The organism is Microbacterium sp. NPDC055910 (assembly GCF_042271185.1).
Classification (GTDB): Bacteria; Actinomycetota; Actinomycetes; order Actinomycetales; family Microbacteriaceae; genus Microbacterium.
This window is the reverse complement of the sequence record NZ_JBHJZS010000002.1, coordinates 81,742-100,414: the sequence shown is the minus strand read 5'-3', so window position 1 is coordinate 100,414 and position 18,673 is coordinate 81,742. Positions and strand designations below refer to the sequence as shown.

At 68.6% G+C, this 18,673-nt stretch carries 19 protein-coding genes and 4 tRNA genes; 9 read left to right on the top strand and 14 right to left on the bottom strand.

Features of this window, described 5'->3' with window-relative positions; genetic code table 11:
* Nucleotides 1-3 precede the first annotated feature (3 nt).
* Nucleotides 4-855 carry a pyridoxal kinase PdxY gene (pdxY, locus tag ACFC3F_RS01865; protein ID WP_376125855.1) on the top strand — a complete coding sequence of 284 codons (852 nt, stop codon included), beginning with the start codon at nucleotides 4-6 and terminating at the stop codon, nucleotides 853-855.
* A gap of 131 nt (nucleotides 856-986) precedes the next feature.
* Here pdxY and ACFC3F_RS01860 read toward each other — a convergent pair whose 3' ends face one another.
* The 7 genes from ACFC3F_RS01860 to ACFC3F_RS01830 form a co-directional block, all read right to left on the bottom strand.
* Nucleotides 987-1,520 (bottom strand): HIT domain-containing protein, encoded by a 534-nt coding sequence (locus ACFC3F_RS01860; RefSeq protein ID WP_376126120.1) that lies wholly within the window; start codon nucleotides 1,518-1,520, stop codon nucleotides 987-989.
* Between the two features lie 107 nt (nucleotides 1,521-1,627).
* Complete coding sequence (thrS, locus tag ACFC3F_RS01855; protein WP_376125852.1) at nucleotides 1,628-3,652, bottom strand: threonine--tRNA ligase; 2,025 nt, start codon at nucleotides 3,650-3,652, stop codon at nucleotides 1,628-1,630.
* A gap of 83 nt (nucleotides 3,653-3,735) precedes the next feature.
* Nucleotides 3,736-4,140 (bottom strand): hypothetical protein, encoded by a 405-nt coding sequence (locus ACFC3F_RS01850; RefSeq protein ID WP_376125849.1) that lies wholly within the window; start codon nucleotides 4,138-4,140, stop codon nucleotides 3,736-3,738.
* Nucleotides 4,141-4,299: 159 nt separating this feature from the next.
* Nucleotides 4,300-5,136 (bottom strand): SDR family oxidoreductase, encoded by an 837-nt coding sequence (locus ACFC3F_RS01845; RefSeq protein WP_376125846.1) that lies wholly within the window; start codon nucleotides 5,134-5,136, stop codon nucleotides 4,300-4,302.
* Between the two features lie 136 nt (nucleotides 5,137-5,272).
* A tRNA-Val gene (locus tag ACFC3F_RS01840) sits at nucleotides 5,273-5,347 on the bottom strand.
* Nucleotides 5,348-5,375: 28 nt separating this feature from the next.
* Nucleotides 5,376-5,446, bottom strand: a tRNA-Cys gene (locus tag ACFC3F_RS01835).
* A gap of 52 nt (nucleotides 5,447-5,498) precedes the next feature.
* Nucleotides 5,499-5,571, bottom strand: a tRNA-Gly gene (locus ACFC3F_RS01830).
* A 147-nt stretch (nucleotides 5,572-5,718) separates the two neighbouring features.
* On the opposite strand from ACFC3F_RS01830, the gene ACFC3F_RS01825 reads away from it, so the two are divergent.
* A tRNA-Val gene (locus ACFC3F_RS01825) sits at nucleotides 5,719-5,791 on the top strand.
* Between the two features lie 50 nt (nucleotides 5,792-5,841).
* On the opposite strand, the gene ACFC3F_RS01820 is transcribed toward ACFC3F_RS01825, so the two are convergent.
* From ACFC3F_RS01820 to ACFC3F_RS01810, 3 genes are all read right to left on the bottom strand, one after another.
* Nucleotides 5,842-7,470: an ABC-F family ATP-binding cassette domain-containing protein gene (locus ACFC3F_RS01820; protein ID WP_376125843.1), complete on the bottom strand. Its 1,629-nt coding sequence runs from the start codon at nucleotides 7,468-7,470 to the stop codon at nucleotides 5,842-5,844.
* 197 nt (nucleotides 7,471-7,667) lie between these two features.
* Nucleotides 7,668-7,937: a hypothetical protein gene (locus tag ACFC3F_RS01815; RefSeq protein WP_376125841.1), complete on the bottom strand. Its 270-nt coding sequence runs from the start codon at nucleotides 7,935-7,937 to the stop codon at nucleotides 7,668-7,670.
* A gap of 71 nt (nucleotides 7,938-8,008) precedes the next feature.
* Entirely contained in the window at nucleotides 8,009-8,650 is a 642-nt protein-coding gene (locus ACFC3F_RS01810; protein WP_376125838.1) for a nitroreductase family protein, read from the bottom strand.
* Nucleotides 8,651-8,713: 63 nt separating this feature from the next.
* On the opposite strand from ACFC3F_RS01810, the gene ACFC3F_RS01805 reads away from it, so the two are divergent.
* The 3 genes from ACFC3F_RS01805 to ACFC3F_RS01795 all read left to right on the top strand — a co-directional run bounded on the left by ACFC3F_RS01805 (nucleotide 8,714) and on the right by ACFC3F_RS01795 (nucleotide 11,131).
* A complete protein-coding gene (locus tag ACFC3F_RS01805) occupies nucleotides 8,714-9,457 on the top strand; it encodes a thermonuclease family protein (protein ID WP_376125835.1) in 744 nt (247 codons plus the stop codon).
* A 64-nt stretch (nucleotides 9,458-9,521) separates the two neighbouring features.
* Nucleotides 9,522-9,758 carry a DUF5658 family protein gene (locus ACFC3F_RS01800; RefSeq protein ID WP_376125832.1) on the top strand — a complete coding sequence of 79 codons (237 nt, stop codon included), beginning with the start codon at nucleotides 9,522-9,524 and terminating at the stop codon, nucleotides 9,756-9,758.
* Nucleotides 9,755-11,131 carry a CoA transferase gene (locus ACFC3F_RS01795; protein WP_376125831.1) on the top strand — a complete coding sequence of 459 codons (1,377 nt, stop codon included), beginning with the start codon at nucleotides 9,755-9,757 and terminating at the stop codon, nucleotides 11,129-11,131. The genes ACFC3F_RS01800 and ACFC3F_RS01795 overlap by 4 nt, the downstream gene beginning before the upstream one ends.
* Nucleotides 11,132-11,162: 31 nt before the next feature.
* Here the strand turns inward: ACFC3F_RS01795 and ACFC3F_RS01790 are convergent, their stop codons facing one another.
* The 3 genes from ACFC3F_RS01790 to zapE form a co-directional block, all read right to left on the bottom strand.
* Nucleotides 11,163-11,711, bottom strand: a complete 549-nt coding sequence (locus ACFC3F_RS01790; protein WP_376125830.1) for a type II toxin-antitoxin system PemK/MazF family toxin — start codon at nucleotides 11,709-11,711, stop codon at nucleotides 11,163-11,165.
* Nucleotides 11,712-11,737: 26 nt separating this feature from the next.
* Complete coding sequence (locus tag ACFC3F_RS01785) at nucleotides 11,738-12,979, bottom strand: ammonium transporter (RefSeq protein ID WP_376125827.1); 1,242 nt, start codon at nucleotides 12,977-12,979, stop codon at nucleotides 11,738-11,740.
* Between the two features lie 163 nt (nucleotides 12,980-13,142).
* Nucleotides 13,143-14,171, bottom strand: coding sequence for a cell division protein ZapE (gene zapE, locus ACFC3F_RS01780; protein WP_376125825.1), 1,029 nt, complete (start codon nucleotides 14,169-14,171; stop codon nucleotides 13,143-13,145).
* Between the two features lie 118 nt (nucleotides 14,172-14,289).
* Between zapE and ACFC3F_RS01775 the strand changes: the two genes are divergently transcribed.
* Together ACFC3F_RS01775 and ACFC3F_RS01770 are read left to right on the top strand one after the other, a co-directional pair.
* Entirely contained in the window at nucleotides 14,290-15,195 is a 906-nt protein-coding gene (locus ACFC3F_RS01775) for a sulfurtransferase (RefSeq protein ID WP_376125822.1), read from the top strand.
* Nucleotides 15,192-15,635 (top strand): SufE family protein, encoded by a 444-nt coding sequence (locus tag ACFC3F_RS01770; RefSeq protein WP_376125820.1) that lies wholly within the window; start codon nucleotides 15,192-15,194, stop codon nucleotides 15,633-15,635. Before ACFC3F_RS01775 ends, ACFC3F_RS01770 begins: the two co-directional genes overlap by 4 nt.
* 7 nt (nucleotides 15,636-15,642) lie before the next feature.
* On the opposite strand, the gene ACFC3F_RS01765 is transcribed toward ACFC3F_RS01770, so the two are convergent.
* Nucleotides 15,643-16,854 carry an alpha/beta hydrolase family protein gene (locus tag ACFC3F_RS01765; RefSeq protein ID WP_376125817.1) on the bottom strand — a complete coding sequence of 404 codons (1,212 nt, stop codon included), beginning with the start codon at nucleotides 16,852-16,854 and terminating at the stop codon, nucleotides 15,643-15,645.
* A gap of 25 nt (nucleotides 16,855-16,879) precedes the next feature.
* On the opposite strand from ACFC3F_RS01765, the gene ACFC3F_RS01760 reads away from it, so the two are divergent.
* Both ACFC3F_RS01760 and ACFC3F_RS01755 read left to right on the top strand, forming a co-directional pair.
* Nucleotides 16,880-17,470: a DUF3000 domain-containing protein gene (locus ACFC3F_RS01760; RefSeq protein ID WP_376125814.1), complete on the top strand. Its 591-nt coding sequence runs from the start codon at nucleotides 16,880-16,882 to the stop codon at nucleotides 17,468-17,470.
* Nucleotides 17,463-18,662 carry a ribonuclease D gene (locus ACFC3F_RS01755; protein WP_376125811.1) on the top strand — a complete coding sequence of 400 codons (1,200 nt, stop codon included), beginning with the start codon at nucleotides 17,463-17,465 and terminating at the stop codon, nucleotides 18,660-18,662. Before ACFC3F_RS01760 ends, ACFC3F_RS01755 begins: the two co-directional genes overlap by 8 nt.
* Nucleotides 18,663-18,673 lie beyond the last annotated feature (11 nt).

The window sequence follows — 18,673 nt, the reverse complement described above, 5'->3', positions numbered from 1 at the left end:
CCCGTGAAGGTGCTCTCGATTCAATCCGCCGTCGCCCACGGTCACGTCGGCAATTCGGCTGCCGTGTTCCCCTTGCAGCGCATCGGCGTCGATGTGCTGCCGGTCTACACGGTCAACTTCTCGAACCACACCGGCTACGGCGCCTGGCGCGGGCCGCTCATCTCGCCCGACGACGTGCGCGATGTCATCACCGGCATCGAGGAGCGCGGCGTGTTCTCGGGGATCGACGCCGTCCTGTCGGGATATCAGGGCAGCGAGGGCATCGCCGACGTCATCATCGACGCCGTCGCACGTGTGAAGGCGGCCAACCCCGCCGCCGTATACGCGTGCGACCCCGTCATGGGCAACGCGAAATCCGGATGCTTCGTGGCACCGGCCATCCCGGTGCTGCTGCGCGAGCGGGTCGTTCCCGTGGCCGACATCATCACGCCCAACCAGTTCGAGCTCGGGTTCCTCACCGAGTCCGAGCCCGACACGATCGAGTCGACCCTCGACGCGGTCGACGCTGCGCGCGCAATGGGGCCGTCGACCGTGCTCGTGACGAGCGTGGAGCGCCCCGACCGCGAACCCGACACGATCGAGATGCTCGTCGCGGACGACTCGGGAGCCTGGATCGTGCAGACGCCGCTGCTCCCCCTGAAGGCGAACGGATCCGGCGACGTGACGGCGGCTCTGTTCACGGCCCACTACCGGCGCGAACAGAACGCTGCCCTCGCGCTCGAGCGCACAGCATCGAGCGTCTTCGACCTGCTCTCCCTCACGCTCGAGGCGCAGGACCGCGAACTGCGGCTCGTCGAAGCCCAGGAGTTCTACGCGCACCCGCGCATGCAGTTCGCGGCACGCCAGGTGCGCTGAGCGGCGCGCCGGCTGCTGCGCCGGCGGTCAGGTGAGCTGGCGGGAGCAGGTGGTTTCTGCCAACGGATCGGCCTGCGTCGGCAGGAACGGCTGTTCTCAGCGGATGCCGCGCGCTCCGCGTCGCGGCGAGCTCAGGCGTCCCACGCCTCGGCGACGGTGCGCCGCACGTCGCCCAGCAGCTGCGGCAGGGCTTTGGTCTGGGCGATGATGGGGAAGAAGTTCGCGTCGGAGCGCCAGCGCGGCACGATGTGCTGATGCAGGTGGCGTTCGACGCCGGCTCCCGCGACGTGTCCCTGGTTCATGCCGAGGTTGAAGCCGTCGCAGCGGGAGACCGAGCGCAGCACCCGCATGCCGCGCTGGGTGAGCGCGCCGATCTCGGCGACCTCTTCGGGCGTCGCCTCGTCGTAGGTCGACACGTGACGGTAGGGACACACGAGAAGGTGCCCCGAGTTGTACGGGAAGAGGTTCAGCAGCACGTAGGCGGTGCGGCCGCGCGCGACGATCAGGCCGTCTTCGTCGGTCTTGTCGGGTGCCGCGCAGAAGGGGCACACTTCGCGCAGCGGCTCGGGTCCGGCGTTGATGTACGCCATGCGGTGCGGCGTCCACAGCCGCTGGAACCCGTCCGGCGTACCCGGCAGCGCCGCGGCGTCGGCGAGTCCGTCCACGCCCTCCGCCGCGCCCCGTGGCTCCGCCCCGGCGGCCCCTGAGCCCGCCGAAGGGTCGCCCCCGGTCCCGGGCTCGCCCCCGGTCCCTGAGCTCGCCGAAGGGTCGATCACGCCAGATCTTCCGCCGTGTTGACCAGGGCGTGCGTGTCGACGGCGTCGCGGATGCGTCGCACGGCGTCGGCGATGGGAACGCCGTTCTCCTGCGATCCGTCGCGGAATCGGAACGACACGGTGCCGGCGGAGCGGTCCTGCTCCCCCGCGATCAGCATGATCGGCACCTTCCCCGTGGTGTGGTTGCGGATCTTCTTCTGCATGCGGTCGTCGCTGCGGTCGAGTTCCGCGCGCACACCCGCGACGGCGAGTGCGGCGATGACATCCTCGAGATAGTCGGCGTAATCCTCGGCGACGGGGATGCCGACCACCTGCACGGGTGCGAGCCACACGGGGAAAGCTCCCGCGTAGTGCTCGAGCAGGATCGCGAAGAAGCGCTCGATCGATCCGAAGAGCGCACGGTGGATCATGATCGGACGCTTCTTCTGGCCGTCGCGGTCGGTGTACTCGAGCTCGAAGCGCTCGGGCAGGTTCGGGTCGACCTGCACGGTCGACAGCTGCCAGGTGCGGCCGATGGCGTCCTTCGTCTTGAGGTCGATCTTGGGGCCGTAGAAGGCGGCTTCGCCGGGAACCTCGGTCAGCTTCAGTCCGCTGGCGAGGGCGACGTTGCGCAGGGCGTTCGTCGAGTACTCCCAGAACTCGTCGGTGCCGATCCACTTCTCCTTCTCGTCGTCGCGCATCGACAGTTCGAGCTCGAAGTCGTCGAGACCGAAATCGCGCAGCATCGTGATGACGAACTCGAGGACGCGGGTCGTCTCGGCTTCCAGCTGCTCCGGCGTCACGAAGAGGTGGGAGTCGTCCTGCGTGAAGCCGCGCACCCGCGTGAGACCGTGCAGGGCTCCCGAGAGCTCGTTGCGGTAGACGGTGCCGTTCTCGGCGAGCCGCATCGGCAGGTCGCGGTAGCTGCGCGCACGCTCCTTGAAGATCAGGATGTGCATGGGGCAGTTCATCGGCTTCAGGTAGTAGTCGACCCCTGCTTTGGTGATCTCGCCCGCGGCATCCCGTTCCTCGTCGAGGTGGATGGGCGGGAACATGCCCTCGCGGTAGGTGACGAGGTGGTTGGACTGCAGGAACAGGTCCTGCTTCGAGATGTGCGGCGTGTAGACGTAGGTGTAACCGCCCTCGATGTGCCGGCGGCGAGCGTGCTGCTCCATCTCGCCGCGCACGATCCCACCCCGCGGGTGCCACACCGACAGGCCCGATCCGATCTCATCCGGGAACGAGAACAGGTCGAGTTCCCTGCCGAGGCGGCGGTGGTCGCGTTTGGCGGCCTCTTCGAGGCGGTGCTGGTAGGCGCGCAGTTCGTCCTTGGTGGGCCACGCGGTGCCGTAGATGCGCTGCAGCTGCGGGTTCTTCTCGCTCCCCCGCCAGTACGCCGCCGCGATGCGGGTGAGGTCCCAGCCGTTGCCGATCATGCGGGTGCTCGGCAGGTGCGGCCCGCGGCAGAGGTCCTTCCATGCGACCTCACCGTCGCGGGTGACGTTGTCGTAGATCGTCATTTCGCCCGCGCCGACCTCGACCGAGGCGCCCTCGACCGCACCGGCTCCGGAGCCGGTCGAAGGACTGCCCTTGAGGCCGATCAGTTCGAGTTTGAACGGTTCGTCGGCGAGTTCGGCGCGCGCTTCGTCATCGGTGACGACGCGGCGGACGAACCGCTGGCCCTCGCGCACGATGCGCTGCATCTCTTTGCTGATCGCCTTGACGTCTTCGGGCGTGAACGGCTCGTCGACGCCGAAGTCGTAGTAGAACCCGTCGGTGATGGGCGGACCGATGCCCAGGTTGGCCTGCGGGTGAAGGCGCTGCACCGCTTGTGCGAGCACGTGGGCCGTCGAGTGGCGCAGGATCGCGAGGCCGTCGGGGCTGTCGATCGTGACGGGCTCGACCTCGTCACTGTCGTGCACGACAGTGGCGAGGTCTTTCAGCTCGCCGTTGACGCGAAGCGCGACGACGGAACGGTCGGGGAACAGGGCGAAACCGTCGGCGGGATAGACCACGTCGGACGGTGCGGCAGCGTCAGTCACAGAAACTCCAGAAGAGGGCGTGCGTAAAGGCTACCGGGCTGCGCGAAGTGATTCCGCGCAGCCCGGCAGATGAGCCGCTGTGATCAGTTGCAGAGATCGCTCATCGCCTGGCCGGCGGCCGCGACATCCCGGGAGACGCTCTGCAGCTCGGTGACCCTGTCGGCGATCGCCGTGAGGTCTCCGTCGGGGGCGCCGTCGAAGATGCGGGCGAAGTCGCCCACCTTGTTCGCGAGCGCATTCAGGGTTCGCCTGACATCGGCATTGCCGAGCGATTCGGCGGTCTCGGCGAGGTTCGTATGCAGCGCGCCGAGCTGCTCGGCGACGACCGAGAAGTTGCCCTCCGTGACATCGGTGGTGATATCGGACAGATCGGATTGCGCGGCCGAGACGGATGCGGATGCCTGCGAGCAGGCATCCGCGACCGACTGGTCGTCCGGCCCTCCCGGGACGCCTGAGCAGCCCGCGACGGCGACGAGTCCGAGTGCCACCGCTGCGGCGGCGGCGGACCGCTTCGTGATGGTCCGGAAAATGGCTACCCCCTGTGCCGCCGCTTGGGGCCGGCGGGCTCGGTGTCGTGACGGCGGCCGTTGGCGCAGCCGCTGTGAGAGCCTAACCGGTCGGGCGCCGGACGCGGGACGCGGGGTGGGTCAGTGGATGAACACGTCACCGCTCGCGCGGACGGTGATGTCGCTGATGTTCACGCCCCACGGCTGGTTGATGACGTAGACGACGTTCTCGGCGAGTTCTTCCGGAGTGATGGCCCAGTATTCGATGCTGTCGGAGTCAGTCTTGTCCGCAGGAAGCTCGCCCTTCATGAACTTCTCGGTGCTCTCGAAGTAGTCGGCCGCATTCTGTCCCGCAAGCCCGGAGATCGCGGTGTCGTTGACGACGGCGCTGGCGAGGTTGGTGCCGGGAACGCCGGTCGGCTTGAGCGTCGTGACCTTGATCTTGCCGTGTGCTTCGATGCGCAGCGAGTCGGAGATGATCTTCACTGCTGCCTTGGTCGCGCTGTACACACCTGATCCGGGCATACCGGCGTTGCCGTAGATCGAGGAGATGTTGACGACCTGTCCGCGGCCCTGCTCGATCATCTGGTCGTAGACGGCGGCGATGCCGTTGACGACACCCTTGATGTTGATGTCGATCGACTTGTCCCAGGCCCTCCACGCAGCCTTGTGGTCGGACCAGAACGCGAGAGGCATGATGCCGGCGTTGTTGAGCATGACATCGATGCGGCCGAACTTCTCGACGGCGAACGCGGCGACGGCATCCATCTGATCCTTGTCGGTCACGTCGGCGACTTTGTACTCTGCGCTCTGGCCTTTGGCGCGAATCTCGTCGACGACCTCCTTCAGGCTGTCCTCATTGATGTCGGATGCCACGACGTGTGCACCGAGCTCTGCAGTCATGCCGGCCACGAGCTTGCCGAAGCCGCTCCCTGCCCCGGTGATGATGATGACGCGACCGTCAACGTGATTGGTCATGATGTAGACCTCCATGTGTCTCAGCGAAAATGCGTATGCATGTGAATACACTGGTGGAGGTGGAACTATTCCCGCCCCGAAAGCGGGCAAGGTCGCAAGAACCAGAAAAACCCCTGATAAATCAGGGGTTTTATCGTGGTGCGCGATACTGGGATCGAACCAGTGACCTCTTCCGTGTCAGGGAAGCGCGCTACCGCTGCGCCAATCGCGCCCGTTTGGGCTATTAAGTTATGCAGGCGAGGTGGCGACGGGATTCGAACCCGTGTAAACGGCTTTGCAGGCCGGTGCCTAGCCGCTCGGCCACGCCACCGTGTGGTTTGACCCCACGTGCCGTGGTTCCCCGGAAGGAACCCCTGCACTCGAGCGGATGACGAGACTCGAACTCGCGACCCCAACCTTGGCAAGGTTGTGCGCTACCAACTGCGCTACATCCGCGTTTCCGGGCTGCCCCGGGCACTTGAGCAACTTTAGCCGAAGAATTCGGACTCGCCAAACCAGTGACATGCCGAGCGTGTCGCGCCCGAGTGTTCGCTCGCGCCCCCGGCATCCGGTAACATCGAGTCTCGGTCCCGAGTGGGCCATGGGCGATTGGCGCAGTTGGTAGCGCGCTTCCTTCACACGGAAGAGGTCATCAGTTCGAGTCTGGTATCGCCCACCGAAGTACTCGCGAAACCCCCGGAATCCCGGGGGTTTCGCGATTTCACCTCATGACAGGCGCAAGGACGGCCAGTCATCGACGTCACGGAGCAGCTGCCGGTCGTGGCTCGACAGAACCACCGCGGCCCGGGTCGTGCCGAGGGCATCGGTGAGCTCGTCGACGAGCGCGATCGAGAGGTGGTTGGTCGGTTCGTCCAGAAGCAGCACGTGCGGTTTCGCCGCGAGCACCAGCGCCAGGTCGAGGCGGCGCTGCTGCCCCATCGAGAGCTCGCCGACCCGTTTGCTCGATTCTCGAGGGCGCAGGAGCCCGAGCTCGGACAGGCCGACCGCCGCCGTCGGCTGGACGGCGCCGGTGGCGATGAGTGCTTCCACGCGGGCGGCATAGACGTCGCTCACGCGTCGCTGCATGGGCAGGGCAGATTCCTGACGGAGGAACCCGAGACGGACGTTCTGCGGTCGGCGTACTGAACCCGTGTCCGGATCCAGCTCTCCCGCGACGACGCTCAGCAGCGTCGACTTGCCGACGCCGTTCGGTCCGGTCACGACGAGCCGGCTCCGGTGCGAGAGGGAGAACGACACCGGATGCGGCAACCGTCCCACGACACTCACGTCGTCGACGGAAAGGAGCGTCGCCCCCGTACGCGTCGACAAATCCGGGAAACGGAAGCGCTGCGGGGGTTCGGGCACCGTGACCGCGTGGGCATCGAGCTGCTCCCGGCGACGGTGCACGCTCTGCACGAGGCCGCCCGCCCTGGTCGCGCGGCCGTGCTTGTTCGTGCCCTTCTCGGGGCGCCACCCCGAGACGAGCCGGTTCTGCGCCGCGCTGAGGCTGTCCTGCAGCCGCGCGAGCTCCCCCTGCTGACGGTCATAATCCTGTTGCCACCGTTCCCGTTCGGCTTCCCGGCTCTCCCGGTAGCCCGCGTACCCGTTGCGGTACACGCGCACGCGATCATCGGGCGTCGGATCGAGATCGACGATCGTCTCCGCCACGTCGGACAACAACGCCCGATCATGCGTGACGACGACGACGCCGCCCTTGCGGTCGCGCAGCTGCGCGGTCAGAAAGTCGAGGCTGCCGCGGTCAAGGTGGTTGGTGGGTTCGTCGAGCAGCAGGAAGTCGTCGTCGGCCCCCAACAGGCAGGCCAACCGGACGCGATACCGCTGTCCCACCGACAGATCGGCGAGGCGACGGTCGGGATCGGTCTCGGCATCGAGGGCTTCCAACGCGATGTGCACGCGCCGTTCCGCGTTCCAGGCGTCGAGGGTCTCTGCGTGTTCCAGCGCCGCGGCATACCTGTCTGCACCTCCGGCGTCGCCGGTCGACAGCGCAAGCGCGGCTGCGTCGAGCGTGGCAAGTGTCGCCAGGGGCACTGCGATCGTGTCGGCCACCGCCTGCCCGACGGTTCGACCGTCATCGGCGGGCAGTTCCTGTTCCGCGATGCTGAGGGTTCCGATTCGCTGCACCGTGCCGGCGTCGGGCTCGAGCGACCCTTCCAAGACATGAAGCAACGTCGACTTTCCGCGCCCGTTCTCGCCCACGATCGCGATCCGCGACGTGGGCGTGACGGTGAGGTCGACGTGGTTGAGGACGGGTGTCGTCCCGCGCATGACCGAGACGTCAGACGCGATGAGCTGCGCGTTATGGCGCGCGGGTTGAGGGTTCGTGGGCGTGAGCATTCGCTTCCTTCGAGGCGGCGCACCTCAACGGAGCCCGCGAGGGCCGGAGGCACACAGATGACGGCGACCCCGTGCGGGGTCAGGAATGAGCGGCCGTCGCGAACTCGGATGACTCAACGAGCACGACGCGCCTACTCAGCCGTCACAGGAAGTACAAATGCACCGGACGATTCTAACCGGAAACACGACGGTGGAGCTCAGCCCCCACCCTCCAACCGTCGAGCGCTCGCGCGATCCATCTGCTGCACGCGATCGAGATGATCGAGATGCGGCCATTCGGCGACCTGACCCGTCTCCCTGTCGACCACGATCCACGCGCCGCCGACCCCGATGAGTCCGCGAGCCTCCTCATCGCGCACACGCTGCGGCGTCACGAGACACACGCCGTCGTCCTGCATGCCCTCGCCCGCGAAAGGCTCGCCGTAGTGCGCAGCAGCGATCTCTCGCGCGTCATCGAACGTCAGCATCGGCTCTTCCCCTCACTCGGCGAACGACAGGTCCGTGTCCCCCAGCTGTCGAGCTATACGGCACCGGGCTCTCACCAGCCGTCGATGTGGAGTACGTCGTCGAGCGGCGCGCGGTGCGCGGGTCGGAAGTCCGTTCCCACGGTGTAGGCGACGGGCAGGAGCACGCCCTGGTGAACCGTCGGGGGGATGCCGAGGAGCTGCGCGATCTCGCGCTCGTACGCGAGGTGCAGGGTCGTCCAGGCGCTGCCGAGACCGCGCGCCCGTAGCGCGAGCTGCACACTCCATGCGGCGGGGAGCAGCGACCCCCACAGACCGGCCTGACTTCCGGGGTCGAACTCCTCGGCGCCCGTGAAGATCGCGCCGATCAGGAGGACCGGGACCTCGGCCATGTGCTCGGCGAGGTAGTCAGCGCTCGACGAGACCCGCTGCTGCACCGCTTCGCGCGTCGGGTCGGCGTAGGTTCGGGCACCGGACGCGCGATATCGGGCGAACGATCGCGCGTACAGCCCGGCGATCGCCGCGCGCTTCTCGGGGTCGGTGACGACGATCCAGTGCCATGTCTGGGCGTTGCTTCCCGTCGGCGCCTGGAGCGCGACCTCGAGCGCTTCTCGGATGACATCGAGCGGCACGGAGCGTTCGAGATCCAGCCGCCGCCGCACGGAGCGGGTAGTGGTCAGCAGCTCGTCGGGGCTCAGGGGAAGGACGTCGCTCATGGCCCGACGATATCGGGCGTTCGCGCGATCGGCGGCAGTGTTCGCCGCCCCTAGGCTCGGGGCATGGGTAGGTTTCTGGCTGCAGCGCTCGGCGTCGTCGTGATGGCGGCTCTCGTGGGGTGCACGCCGGAGTCGTCGGCCACGCCGACGCCGACGCCGACGGCCGCCGTCACCTTCGCCTCTGTCGTGGATGGAGACACGATCGAGACGAGCGAGGGCAGGGTTCGGCTGATCGGCATCGATGCGCCTGAGAGCGGTGCCTGCGGGTACCAGGAAGCCTCCGCGCTCGTCTCGTCGCTCCTCACAGCGGGTGATCCCGTCGATCTTGGTCTTCCCGATGGTCAGAACGACACCGACCAGCATGGGCGGCTCATCCGATACGTCGACACGGCCGCGAGCGTCGACGTGGGGCTCTCGTTGGTTGAGGCGGGTCTCGCCGTCGCCCGCTACGACTCGACCGACGGGTACCCCGCGCACCCCCGCGAGTCCGCCTATCGTGCCGCGCAGACGGCGACGTCGGGCGCGGACGGATCCGTGGTGACGGTCGATTGCAAGGCCGCGGCAGACGCCGCGGAGCAAGAGCGGATCGCTGCTGAGCAGCGCGCCGCAGAGGATGCCGCGACACCTGTGGTCGATGAGTGGTGGCGGCAGTACCGGTCCTGCTCACAACTGAAGAAGAACGCCAACGGTCATCCGGTCGGCCCGTTCAACGTCGACAACCCGGACGAGGCTGCGCTGTACGACTGGTTCCAGAACGGCACCGGACATCGTGGGGATGGCGACGGCGACGGGCTCGCCTGCGAGTGACCGTCACCACGGGCGACCGAAATCTCTTGCCCGCTGCCGGCCACCGGCCCAGTAGATTCAGTTCATGGGCTCCGAGCACAACCCGTTGATCCCCGCGTGGTACGACATCGCCTGGTCGGCGACCGTCGCCGCGGTGATCATCTTCACCATCGTCGGGCTGGTCCTCCTGGCCCGCGCCGCCTCGCGCCTCTCGACGACTCAAGCGGTCGTCTGGACAGCGGTGATCCTGTTCGTCCCGGTTCTGGGGTCGCTCAGCTGGATCGCAGTGGGCCGACGCGCGCTCGTCGCGGACCGGAGATGAGCCTCGGGGCGGTCGGGCGACGGGCAGCTGACGCGCTCGGGCTCACCGCCGCGGCCACCGACCTGGTGCTGCCGCCCACGGGGGCGCCGTCGTGGCCCTCGTCGCTTCCGATCGCCGCGCTCGCCGTCGACAGTGTCGCGTTGGCGTCGCTCGCGCTGAACCTCGCTCTGGCGGCGCGATCCGGTCGGGACGCGGCGCCCGTGCAGGTGGAGCGCGTCCGCGTCGCCGCTTCTTTCGGGAGCGACCGGCTTCTCCGGATCAACGGGCAGGCGCCGTCGGTATGGTCACCGTTGTCCGGCTTCTGGATGGTCGAGGACGGGTGGGTGCGGACCCACGCGAACTACCCTCACCACGAGCGGGCGCTGCGCAGCCTGCTGGGCGCGACCGCAGACGCGAGCACGGCAGAGGTCTCGGCCGCGCTCCTCAGCTGGACCGCCATCGAGCTCGAAGACCGCGCGGCCCAGTGCGGCGCCGTCGTCGGCGCCGCACGGACGCCGCAGGCCTGGGCGCAGCATCCGCAAGGACTGACGGTGCGCACCTCGCCCCTCATCGAGCGGCGCCGCACAGAGGGTGCACGGCCCCGCGAGTGGGGGCCGGGTGATGCGCCGCTGGCAGGGGTTCGGATCCTCGACATCACGCGGGTTCTCGCGGGACCGGTGGCCAGCCGAGATCTGGCATTCGCCGGCGCCGATGTGCTGCGAGTGGACCCGCCCGCGCTCGCGGAGGCCGGATGGACGTATCTCGACACCGGTCAGGACAAGCGCTCGACGCTCCTCGACCTCGGCGATTCCCGAGATCGCGCGACGTTCGACGCGCTCCTGTCCCGCGCTGACGTGGTGCTCACCGGGTACCGCCCCGAGGCGCTGAGCCGGTTCGGCATCGACGCCGACACCCTGGCGCAGCGGCATCCGGGACTTGTGACCGCATCCGTGTCGGCCTGGGGATCCAGAGGCCCGTGGGCGCTGCGACGAGGCTTCGACAGCATCGTGCAGGCCGTGAGCGGCATATCCATCGCCGAGAGCGCAGACGGCGTCACGCCGGGGGTGCTGCCCGTGCAGGCCTTGGACCACGCCACCGGTCATCTCCTGGCCGCGGCGATCGTGCTCGCCCTCATCGAACAGCGTCGCTGGGGCGGGTCGCCCGACGTGCGGATCTCGATCGCAGGAACCGGGCAGGCACTGCTCGAATCCACCGACTCCGTTCTCACCGTGGCCGACATGCCCGTGCTGCCCGTCGTGAAGCGGGACCTCATCGAACCGCGGCCGATCTCGCTGACCTACGCGCCCCCGACGCTCGCGTTCTCGGGTGCGGCGTCGGACTACGGGCGCGTGGGAGGAACCTGGGGCAGCGACCCCGCGGAGTGGATCACCTGAACGTCCCCGGCGGCGCGTCCACCGCCTCGCGTCAGTCCCCGACGCTCCAGCCGTAGCGGTGCTGCAGTGCCTGCGCGATGCGGGCGAATCGGTCCAGATCGAGAGCGGATGCCTCGCGGCGCATGCCCGTCGTGTGCACGCTGTACAACTGGTCGATGTCGACCCAGGACGGGCGTCCCTTCGAGTCCCACGGGCCCGAGCCGATCGGCAGGTAGTCGCGGTCGCCGTCACGAGCCTTGCTCGTCAGACGCACGGCATAGACGCGCTCGGCATTCTGGCGGCCGATGACCAGCACGGGGCGGTCCTTGCCGCGACCGTCGTTCTCGGCGTACGGCACCCACGTCCAGACGATCTCGCCGGCGTCGGGGTCGCCGTCCATCTCGGGCGCATACGTGATGCGCAGCTTCGAAGCCGGAGGCGGCACGATCTCGATCGTTGCGGTCGAACCGCCGTGGCCCCGCGACTGCGTGCCCCTCGACGACGAAGACCCCGACGCGGCGACGCGTGTCGGGGTCTTCGTCGAGGTGACCGTGCGCAGAAGTCGCGACAGGGTGCCGAGGATGCCGGAGCGCGGTGCCATCCGCCCACCCTACTTCTGCGTGTGCGTCACACCCGCTCTTCGAGCAGGTAGCCCTCCTCACCGTGCACGACCGTGTCGACACCGGCGATCTCGTCTTCGTCCTTCACTCGGAAGCCGATCGTCTTCTCGATCGCGAAGCCCAGCACGAAGGCGACGACGAGCGAGTACAGCAGCACGCCGACGACGGCGATGACCTGCACGATCAGCTGCTCGAACCCTCCTCCGACGAGCAGGCCCGTCTCCGTCGCGAAGAAGCCGAGGAACACCGTGCCGAGAAGTCCGCCGGCGAGGTGGATGCCGACGACGTCGAGCGAGTCGTCGAAGCCGAGGCGGAACTTGAGCTCGATCGCGAAGGCGCACACGACACCGGTGATCGCGCCGAGCAGCAGCGCCCAGCCGGGCGTCAGGTTCGCGCAGGCCGGAGTGATCGCGACGAGTCCAGCGACGGCACCCGACGCGGCGCCGACCGAGGTGGGCTTGCCGTCCTTGAGCTTCTCGACGACGATCCAGCCGATGACCGATGCCGCCGTCGCACCGAGCGTGTTGATCGCGATGAGCCCGACGCCGCCCATGTCCTCGGACATCCACTCGGCACCGGCGTTGAAGCCGAACCAGCCGAACCACAGCAGCGCGGCGCCCAGCAGCGTGAGCGGAACGTTGTGGGGCTTGAGGATTCCCTTCTGGAACCCGATCCGCTTGCCGAGCACGAGCGCCAAGGCCAGCGCCGCGGCGCCCGCGTTGATGTGCACCGCCGTGCCGCCGGCGTAGTCGATCACGGCGATGCCGCTGTCTTCACCGAAGAGCGTCGTGCCGAGCTCGTACACCCAGCCGCCACCCCACACCCACGCCGCGACGGGAAAGTACACGAGCGTTGCGAACAGGCCCGCGAAGATCATCCACGATCCGAACTTGGCCCGGTCGGCGATCGCACCCGAGATGAGCGCGACCGTGATGATGGCGAATGTCGCGCTGTACGCGACGCCCAGCAGGCCCACGTTCGCGTCCTCCCCCGACGCGAGCCCCGACAGCGCGAAATCGCTGAACGGGTTGCCCGCGAACGCGGTGGGCGAGTCGACGGCGCTCATGTTGAACCCGAACAGGATCCACAGCACGCCCACGAGGCCGATGGCGCCGAAGCTCATCATCATCATGCTGACGACGCTCTTGGCTTTGACGAGTCCCCCGTAGAAGAACGCCACTCCCGGCGTCATGAGAAGGACGAAGGCGGTCGCTGTGACCGCCCACGCGATGTTGCCGGGTGCATCCATGGTGTTACCTCGCATCGATCGGGTGACGAAGAGGCGAGGCGATCGCGACGTCGAGATCGCCTCGCACTGACGTCAGTGTGACCAGTGCGCGTTTCGGGCGACGTGCGTCGCGCGTTTCGGGCTGGTTACACCGTCGGTGCGGGTGTGAACATCACGTTTCGCGTCAGGCGAGCGTCGAGGCGACGAGGCGCGAGATCGCCCGCAGGTACTTCTTGCGGTAGCCGCCCGCGAGCATCTCGTCGGGAAAGACGAGGTCGAGCGACACGCCCGTCGCCCTGATCGGCAGCTGCGCGTCATATACGCGGTCGATGAAGGCGACGAAGCGCAGCGCCGAGGACTGGTCGGTGAACGGCGCGACATCGCGCAGCCCGATCACCGAGACGCCGTCGATGAGGCGGATGTAGCGAGACGGATGCACGCGAGCCAGGTGCGAGACGAGCTCATCGAAGCCGTCGTCGGCGGCGACACTCTGCGTCGCGGCATCCGCGATCGCCGCGGTGTACTGCGCCTCATCCAGTACAGCGGCATGCCCGTCGAGCGCGCGGTGGCGGTAGTCGACGCCGTCGATCCGCAGCGTGTCGAAGCTCGATGCCATCGCGTGGATCTCGCGCAGGAAGTCCTGCGCCGCGAAGCGCCCCTCGCCGAGCGCGTTGGGGGGCGTGTTCGAGGTGGCCGCGAGACGCGTGCCCGAGGACACGAGCTCGCCGAGCAGACGCGTCATGACCATCGTGTCGCCCGGATCGTCGAGCTCGAACTCGTCGATGCACAGCAGATCGGCGCCGCGGAAGAGCTCGACGGTGTTCTGGTAGCCGATCGCGCCGACCAGCGCCGTGTACTCGATGAAGGACCCGAAGTACTTGCGGCGGGCCGGGAGAGCGTGGAAGACGGATGCCAGCAGGTGGGTCTTGCCGACACCGAAGCCGCCGTCGAGGTAGACGCCCGGCTTGAGCGCGGGCGCCCGCTTCGCGCGGCGGAACAGGCCGCCCTTCGCCGCGGGGGCGCCGACGCCCGAGAACGACATGAGACGCTCCTTGGCCTCCTGCTGCGAGGGGTAGGCGGCATCCGTGCGATACGTCTCGAAGGTCGCGTCGGCGAACTGAGGTGGCGGCACGAGCGCCGCGACCATCTCGGCGCCGGTCAGCTGCGGCGAACGTTCGGTGAGGCGGACGATCCCGGTGGCGGGCGCGGTCATGCGGGTCCTCGTGGGAGTGTGACGGACGGATGCGCTCCCTCGCCCGGGAATCTATAGGGTCGAAGGGCGGTTCAACCCTACGCCGTCCCTTCCGCGATCCCCGACCCGAGGAGACTCCGTGGCCGTCGAATTCGACACGTCATCCCCCAAGTTCGCCGAGTACGCCGAGCCCGGACGGCTGGTGAGCGGCGATTGGCTCGAGGAGCGCCTGGGCCGTCCCGGGCTCGTCGTCGTCGAATCCGACGAAGACGTGCTGCTCTATGAGACGGGCCACATCCCGGGTGCCGTCAAGATCGATTGGCACACCGAGCTCAACGACCCGGTCGTGCGCGACTACGTCGACGGGGCGGGCTTCGCCGAACTGCTCAGCCGCAAGGGGATCTCGCGCGATGACACCGTGGTCATCTACGGCGACAAGAGCAACTGGTGGGCCGCGTACACGCTGTGGGTCTTCTCGCTCTTCGGACACGAGGATGTGCGACTGCTCGACGGCGGGCGCGACCGCTGGATCGCCGAGGGCCGCCCGCTCACGACCGACGCGCCCGCGCCCGCGGTCACCGACTACCCCGTCGTTATGCGCGACGACACCGCGCTTCGCGCATACAAGGACGACGTCCTGGCGCACTTCGGCTACCCCCTCATCGACGTGCGCTCCCCCGAGGAATACGACGGCACGCGCACGACGGCGCCCGCCTACCCCGAAGAGGGGGCCCTCCGCGCCGGCCACATCCCATCGGCGCAGAGCGTGCCGTGGGGCCGCGCCGTCGCCGAGGATGGCGGCTTCCGCTCGCGCGCCGAACTCGACGCGATCTACCGGGGCGAGGCAGGCCTCACCGACGACGAGCCGATCGTGGCGTACTGCCGGATCGGCGAACGCTCGAGCCACACGTGGTTCGTGCTCAAGCATCTGCTGGGCTTCGACGACGTGCGCAACTACGACGGGTCGTGGACCGAGTGGGGCAGCGCCGTGCGCGTGCCGATCGTGACCGGCGCCGAGCCGGGTGAGGCTCCCGTCCGACGATGAGCGACGCGATGCTGCCCGCCGCCCTCGCCGAGATCCGCGACGAGTTCCTCGAGCTGCCCGAAGCCGACCGGCTGCAGCTGCTGCTGGAGTTCTCGCACGAGCTGCCCGCCGTGCCTGCGAAGTACGAAGGCCACCCCGAGCTGCAGGAGCGCGTCGCGGAGTGCCAGTCCCCCGTGTACATCGTCGTCGACGTCGACGAGGACGACATCGTCGCGATGCATGCGACGGCGCCCCCCGAGGCTCCCACGACGCGCGGCTTCGCGAGCATCCTGGCGCAGGGCATCACGGGTCTGAGCGCCGACGACGTGCTCGCGATCCCCGAGGACTACCCGCAGAGCATCGGACTCACGCGCGCCGTCTCGCCGCTGCGCATCGCCGGCATGACGGGCATGCTGCTGCGCGCGAAGCGCCAGGTTCGGGCCAAGCGCGCGGCGCAGTGAGCCTTCGTCAGTCCGCGCTCTCGGACGACAGGCCTCGCGCGGCGAGCCAGGCGCGGATACGCGTGCTCCAGCGCTCCTGGTCGTAGTTCCACAGCTTCGCGTGCCGCGCGACGTCGAAGACCTCGAGTTCCACCAGATCGGGCCGCGCGACGAGCAGGTCGTGCGAGGCATCCGAGGGCACGAAACCGTCATCGTCCGAATGCAGGATGAGGATCGGATGCCGCAGCTCGGCCGCGCGGGCGACGATATCCAGCCGATCGAACGGGATGGCCGAGCCCGTCCGCGTCACCGGCGTCGCCCACTCGTGTCCCAGGGCTTCCAGGGCGAGCCCCGCCACCGCTGAGGGGATCCGCTGCAGCTTCGCCTGATAGGCCAGCACGACCCGCCAGTCGATGACGGGCGATTCCAGGACCAGGCCCGCGATGATGTCGCGATGCGCCGAGGTGAGCGACGCCTGCAGTGCGACGGCACCGCCCATCGACCAGCCCATGAGGATGACCCGTTTCGCGCCGCGGCGCCGCGCGAAGCCGATCGCGACGTCGATGTCGCGCCACTCGGTCGCGCCAAGCGCATACGTGCCGCTGCGGCTGCGGGGTGCTTCGCCGTCGTTGCGATACGACACGACGAGGCTCGTGATGCCGAGCGCGTGGAAGACGGGAACCGCCCGCAGGCACTCCGACCGGGTCGTGCCGCGACCGTGGATCTGGATGACCCAGACGTCGCCGTCGCCGCCGGGGAACAGCCATGCGGGGCAGGGACCGATCGTCGAGCCGATGAGTTCGGGAGTGAACGGCACATGAAGCTCATCGGGTCGCTCGAAGTACCAGCCGCTGAAGGCGGCCTCGGCAGCCGGCGTCGCCCCGGCGCCGACATGGGTGAGGAGCTTGCGGGTGACACTCGTCGCATCCTCGGAGAGCACCGAGCCGAGCTTGACGTAGCCGGCAGGGTCGGCGGTGAACAGACCGTAGCGCCCGGGCAGCGCCGTGTCGGGCGTGCGCTCGAGCGTGATGGTCTGCGCCGCCGTGTCCAGCGACAGGATCCGCGTGTCCGCCACGCGCGGTGCGGGGGTCACGACCAGGCGTGCCACGCGCGCGGCGACGGCGCCCAGCATCGCCGCGGCCGCGGCGACGGCGCCCGTCAACAGCAGCAGACCGATGCGGATGCCGGGGATGTAGCGAGGTGAGGCGCCGCGGATCGCGGCGCGCCTGGGAGCGTGCATCGAGGCCTCACTCTAGTCTGTCCGCGTGGCAGACCAGCGTTCTCCCGCGTCCACATCGTCGTTCGCCCGTGCGGCCGACGAGGTGCGCGAGACCCGATTCCGGGACGACCTGGCGGTGCGTGAGATTCCCGCGCCGACAGGTCTCGCTCCCGACGCGATCGCCTTTGCGGGCGATGTGCGACCCGAGCCCGGCGCGGAGGAATCGCCCTTCGGGACGGGGCGGTTCATCCTGCTCCACGACCCCGACGAACCCGATCCGTGGAAGGGCCCGTGGCGGATCGTGTGCTTCGCGCAGGCCCCGCTCGAGCGCGACATCGGCGTCGATCCGCTGCTCGCCGATGTCACGTGGGCGTGGCTCACCGATGCGCTTGCATCCCGGCGCGCCGGCTTCCACTCCGAGTCGGGCACGGCGACCAAGATCATCTCGAAGGGTTTCGGTTCGCTCGCCGCCGAGGGAGAGGGCGCGCAGATCGAACTGCGTGCCTCGTGGTCGCCGGAAGGACCTCTCGGCCCGCACATCGAAGCGTGGGCTGAGCTCGTCTGCATGCTCGCCGGGCTGCCACCTGGATCGGAAGGGATTGCGATGCTCGCAAATCGCAGGTCGACACGTGACTGAGTACGTCGTGATCGAGGATGCCGCCGGCTTGTCCCGTGCCCTTGACACACTCGCCGGGGGGTCCGGTCCGGTCGCGGTCGATGTCGAACGCGCCTCCGGGTTCCGATACTCGCAGCGCGCCTACCTCGTGCAGGTGTTCCGTCGTGAAGCGGGGGTGTTCCTCTTCGACCCGCCGGCGATCGGCGACCTCACGCCACTGCAGGAGCTCATCGGCGGCGAGGAGTGGATTCTGCACGCCGCGAGTCAGGACCTGCCGTCCCTGCGTGAAGCGGCGCTCGAGCCCGCGCAGCTGTTCGACACCGAACTGGCTGCCCGCTTGCTCGGTCACGAACGGGTCGGTCTCGGGGCCCTCGTCGAAGACACGCTCGGAATCGCGCTCGCGAAGGCGCATTCCGCCGCCGACTGGTCGACACGGCCGCTCCCCCAGTCCTGGCTCGAATACGCCGCCCTCGACGTCGAGCACCTCGTCGATGTGCGTGACGTCCTCGTTGAAGAGCTCATCGCCCAGGACAAGACCGCGATCGCCGCCGAGGAGTTCCAGGCGACGCTCGAACGCCTGCCGAAGCCGCCGCGCGAAGAGCCGTGGCGTCGGCTCAGCGGCCTGCACACGGTGCGCGGGCGCCGCAACCTCGCCGTCGCGCGCGCACTGTGGACCGCGCGTGAGGACTTCGCCCGCGCCGAGGACGTCTCCCCGGGTCGGCTCGTGCCGGATCGAGCGCTCGTGGCCGCTGTTCTCGCCGAGCCCGACAGCAAGCAGGCCCTGGCCGCCATCAAGGAGTTCACCGGTCGCGCGAGCCGGTCGCAGCTCGACCGCTGGTGGGCCGCGATCGAAGAGGGCCGCGCGGCGACCGAGCTGCCCCTCGAACGCGCTCGTGGCGGCGACTCGCTGCCGCCGCCGCGCGCGTGGTCCGACCGCAATCCCGAAGCGGATGCACGGCTCAAGGCGGTGCGCCCGACTCTCGAAGCGCGCGCCGGAGAGCTGAACATGCCGATGGAGAATCTGCTGACGCCGGATACGCTGCGCCGGATCGCGTGGGCGCCGCCGGAGTCATGGGATGCGGCATCCATCTCCACCGCGCTCGAGGCCCTCGGCGCACGCCGCTGGCAAATTGAGGAAACCGCACAGCGGATCACCGATGCTTTTGTCGGTTCCGTGCAATCGAGCTCGTCGGGCTCGGAAGCGGCTTCGTAGATTCTCCCCAC

Excerpts from the sequence above, each read along its gene's own strand:
- ACFC3F_RS01845 (WP_376125846.1), bottom strand. The coding sequence starts at position 5,136 with ATGACCAATCACGTTGACGGTCGCGTCATCATCATCACCGGGGCAGGG.
- ACFC3F_RS01820 (WP_376125843.1), bottom strand. The coding sequence starts at position 7,470 with ATGCTCACGCCCACGAACCCTCAACCCGCGCGCCATAACGCGCAGCTC.
- ACFC3F_RS01815 (WP_376125841.1), bottom strand. The coding sequence starts at position 7,937 with ATGCTGACGTTCGATGACGCGCGAGAGATCGCTGCTGCGCACTACGGC.
- ACFC3F_RS01810 (WP_376125838.1), bottom strand. The coding sequence starts at position 8,650 with ATGAGCGACGTCCTTCCCCTGAGCCCCGACGAGCTGCTGACCACTACC.
- ACFC3F_RS01805 (WP_376125835.1), top strand. The coding sequence starts at position 8,714 with ATGGGTAGGTTTCTGGCTGCAGCGCTCGGCGTCGTCGTGATGGCGGCT.
- ACFC3F_RS01800 (WP_376125832.1), top strand. The coding sequence starts at position 9,522 with ATGGGCTCCGAGCACAACCCGTTGATCCCCGCGTGGTACGACATCGCC.
- ACFC3F_RS01795 (WP_376125831.1), top strand. The coding sequence starts at position 9,755 with ATGAGCCTCGGGGCGGTCGGGCGACGGGCAGCTGACGCGCTCGGGCTC.
- ACFC3F_RS01790 (WP_376125830.1), bottom strand. The coding sequence starts at position 11,711 with ATGGCACCGCGCTCCGGCATCCTCGGCACCCTGTCGCGACTTCTGCGC.
- ACFC3F_RS01785 (WP_376125827.1), bottom strand. The coding sequence starts at position 12,979 with ATGGATGCACCCGGCAACATCGCGTGGGCGGTCACAGCGACCGCCTTC.
- zapE (WP_376125825.1), bottom strand. The coding sequence starts at position 14,171 with ATGACCGCGCCCGCCACCGGGATCGTCCGCCTCACCGAACGTTCGCCG.
- ACFC3F_RS01770 (WP_376125820.1), top strand. The coding sequence starts at position 15,192 with ATGAGCGACGCGATGCTGCCCGCCGCCCTCGCCGAGATCCGCGACGAG.
- ACFC3F_RS01765 (WP_376125817.1), bottom strand. The coding sequence starts at position 16,854 with ATGCACGCTCCCAGGCGCGCCGCGATCCGCGGCGCCTCACCTCGCTAC.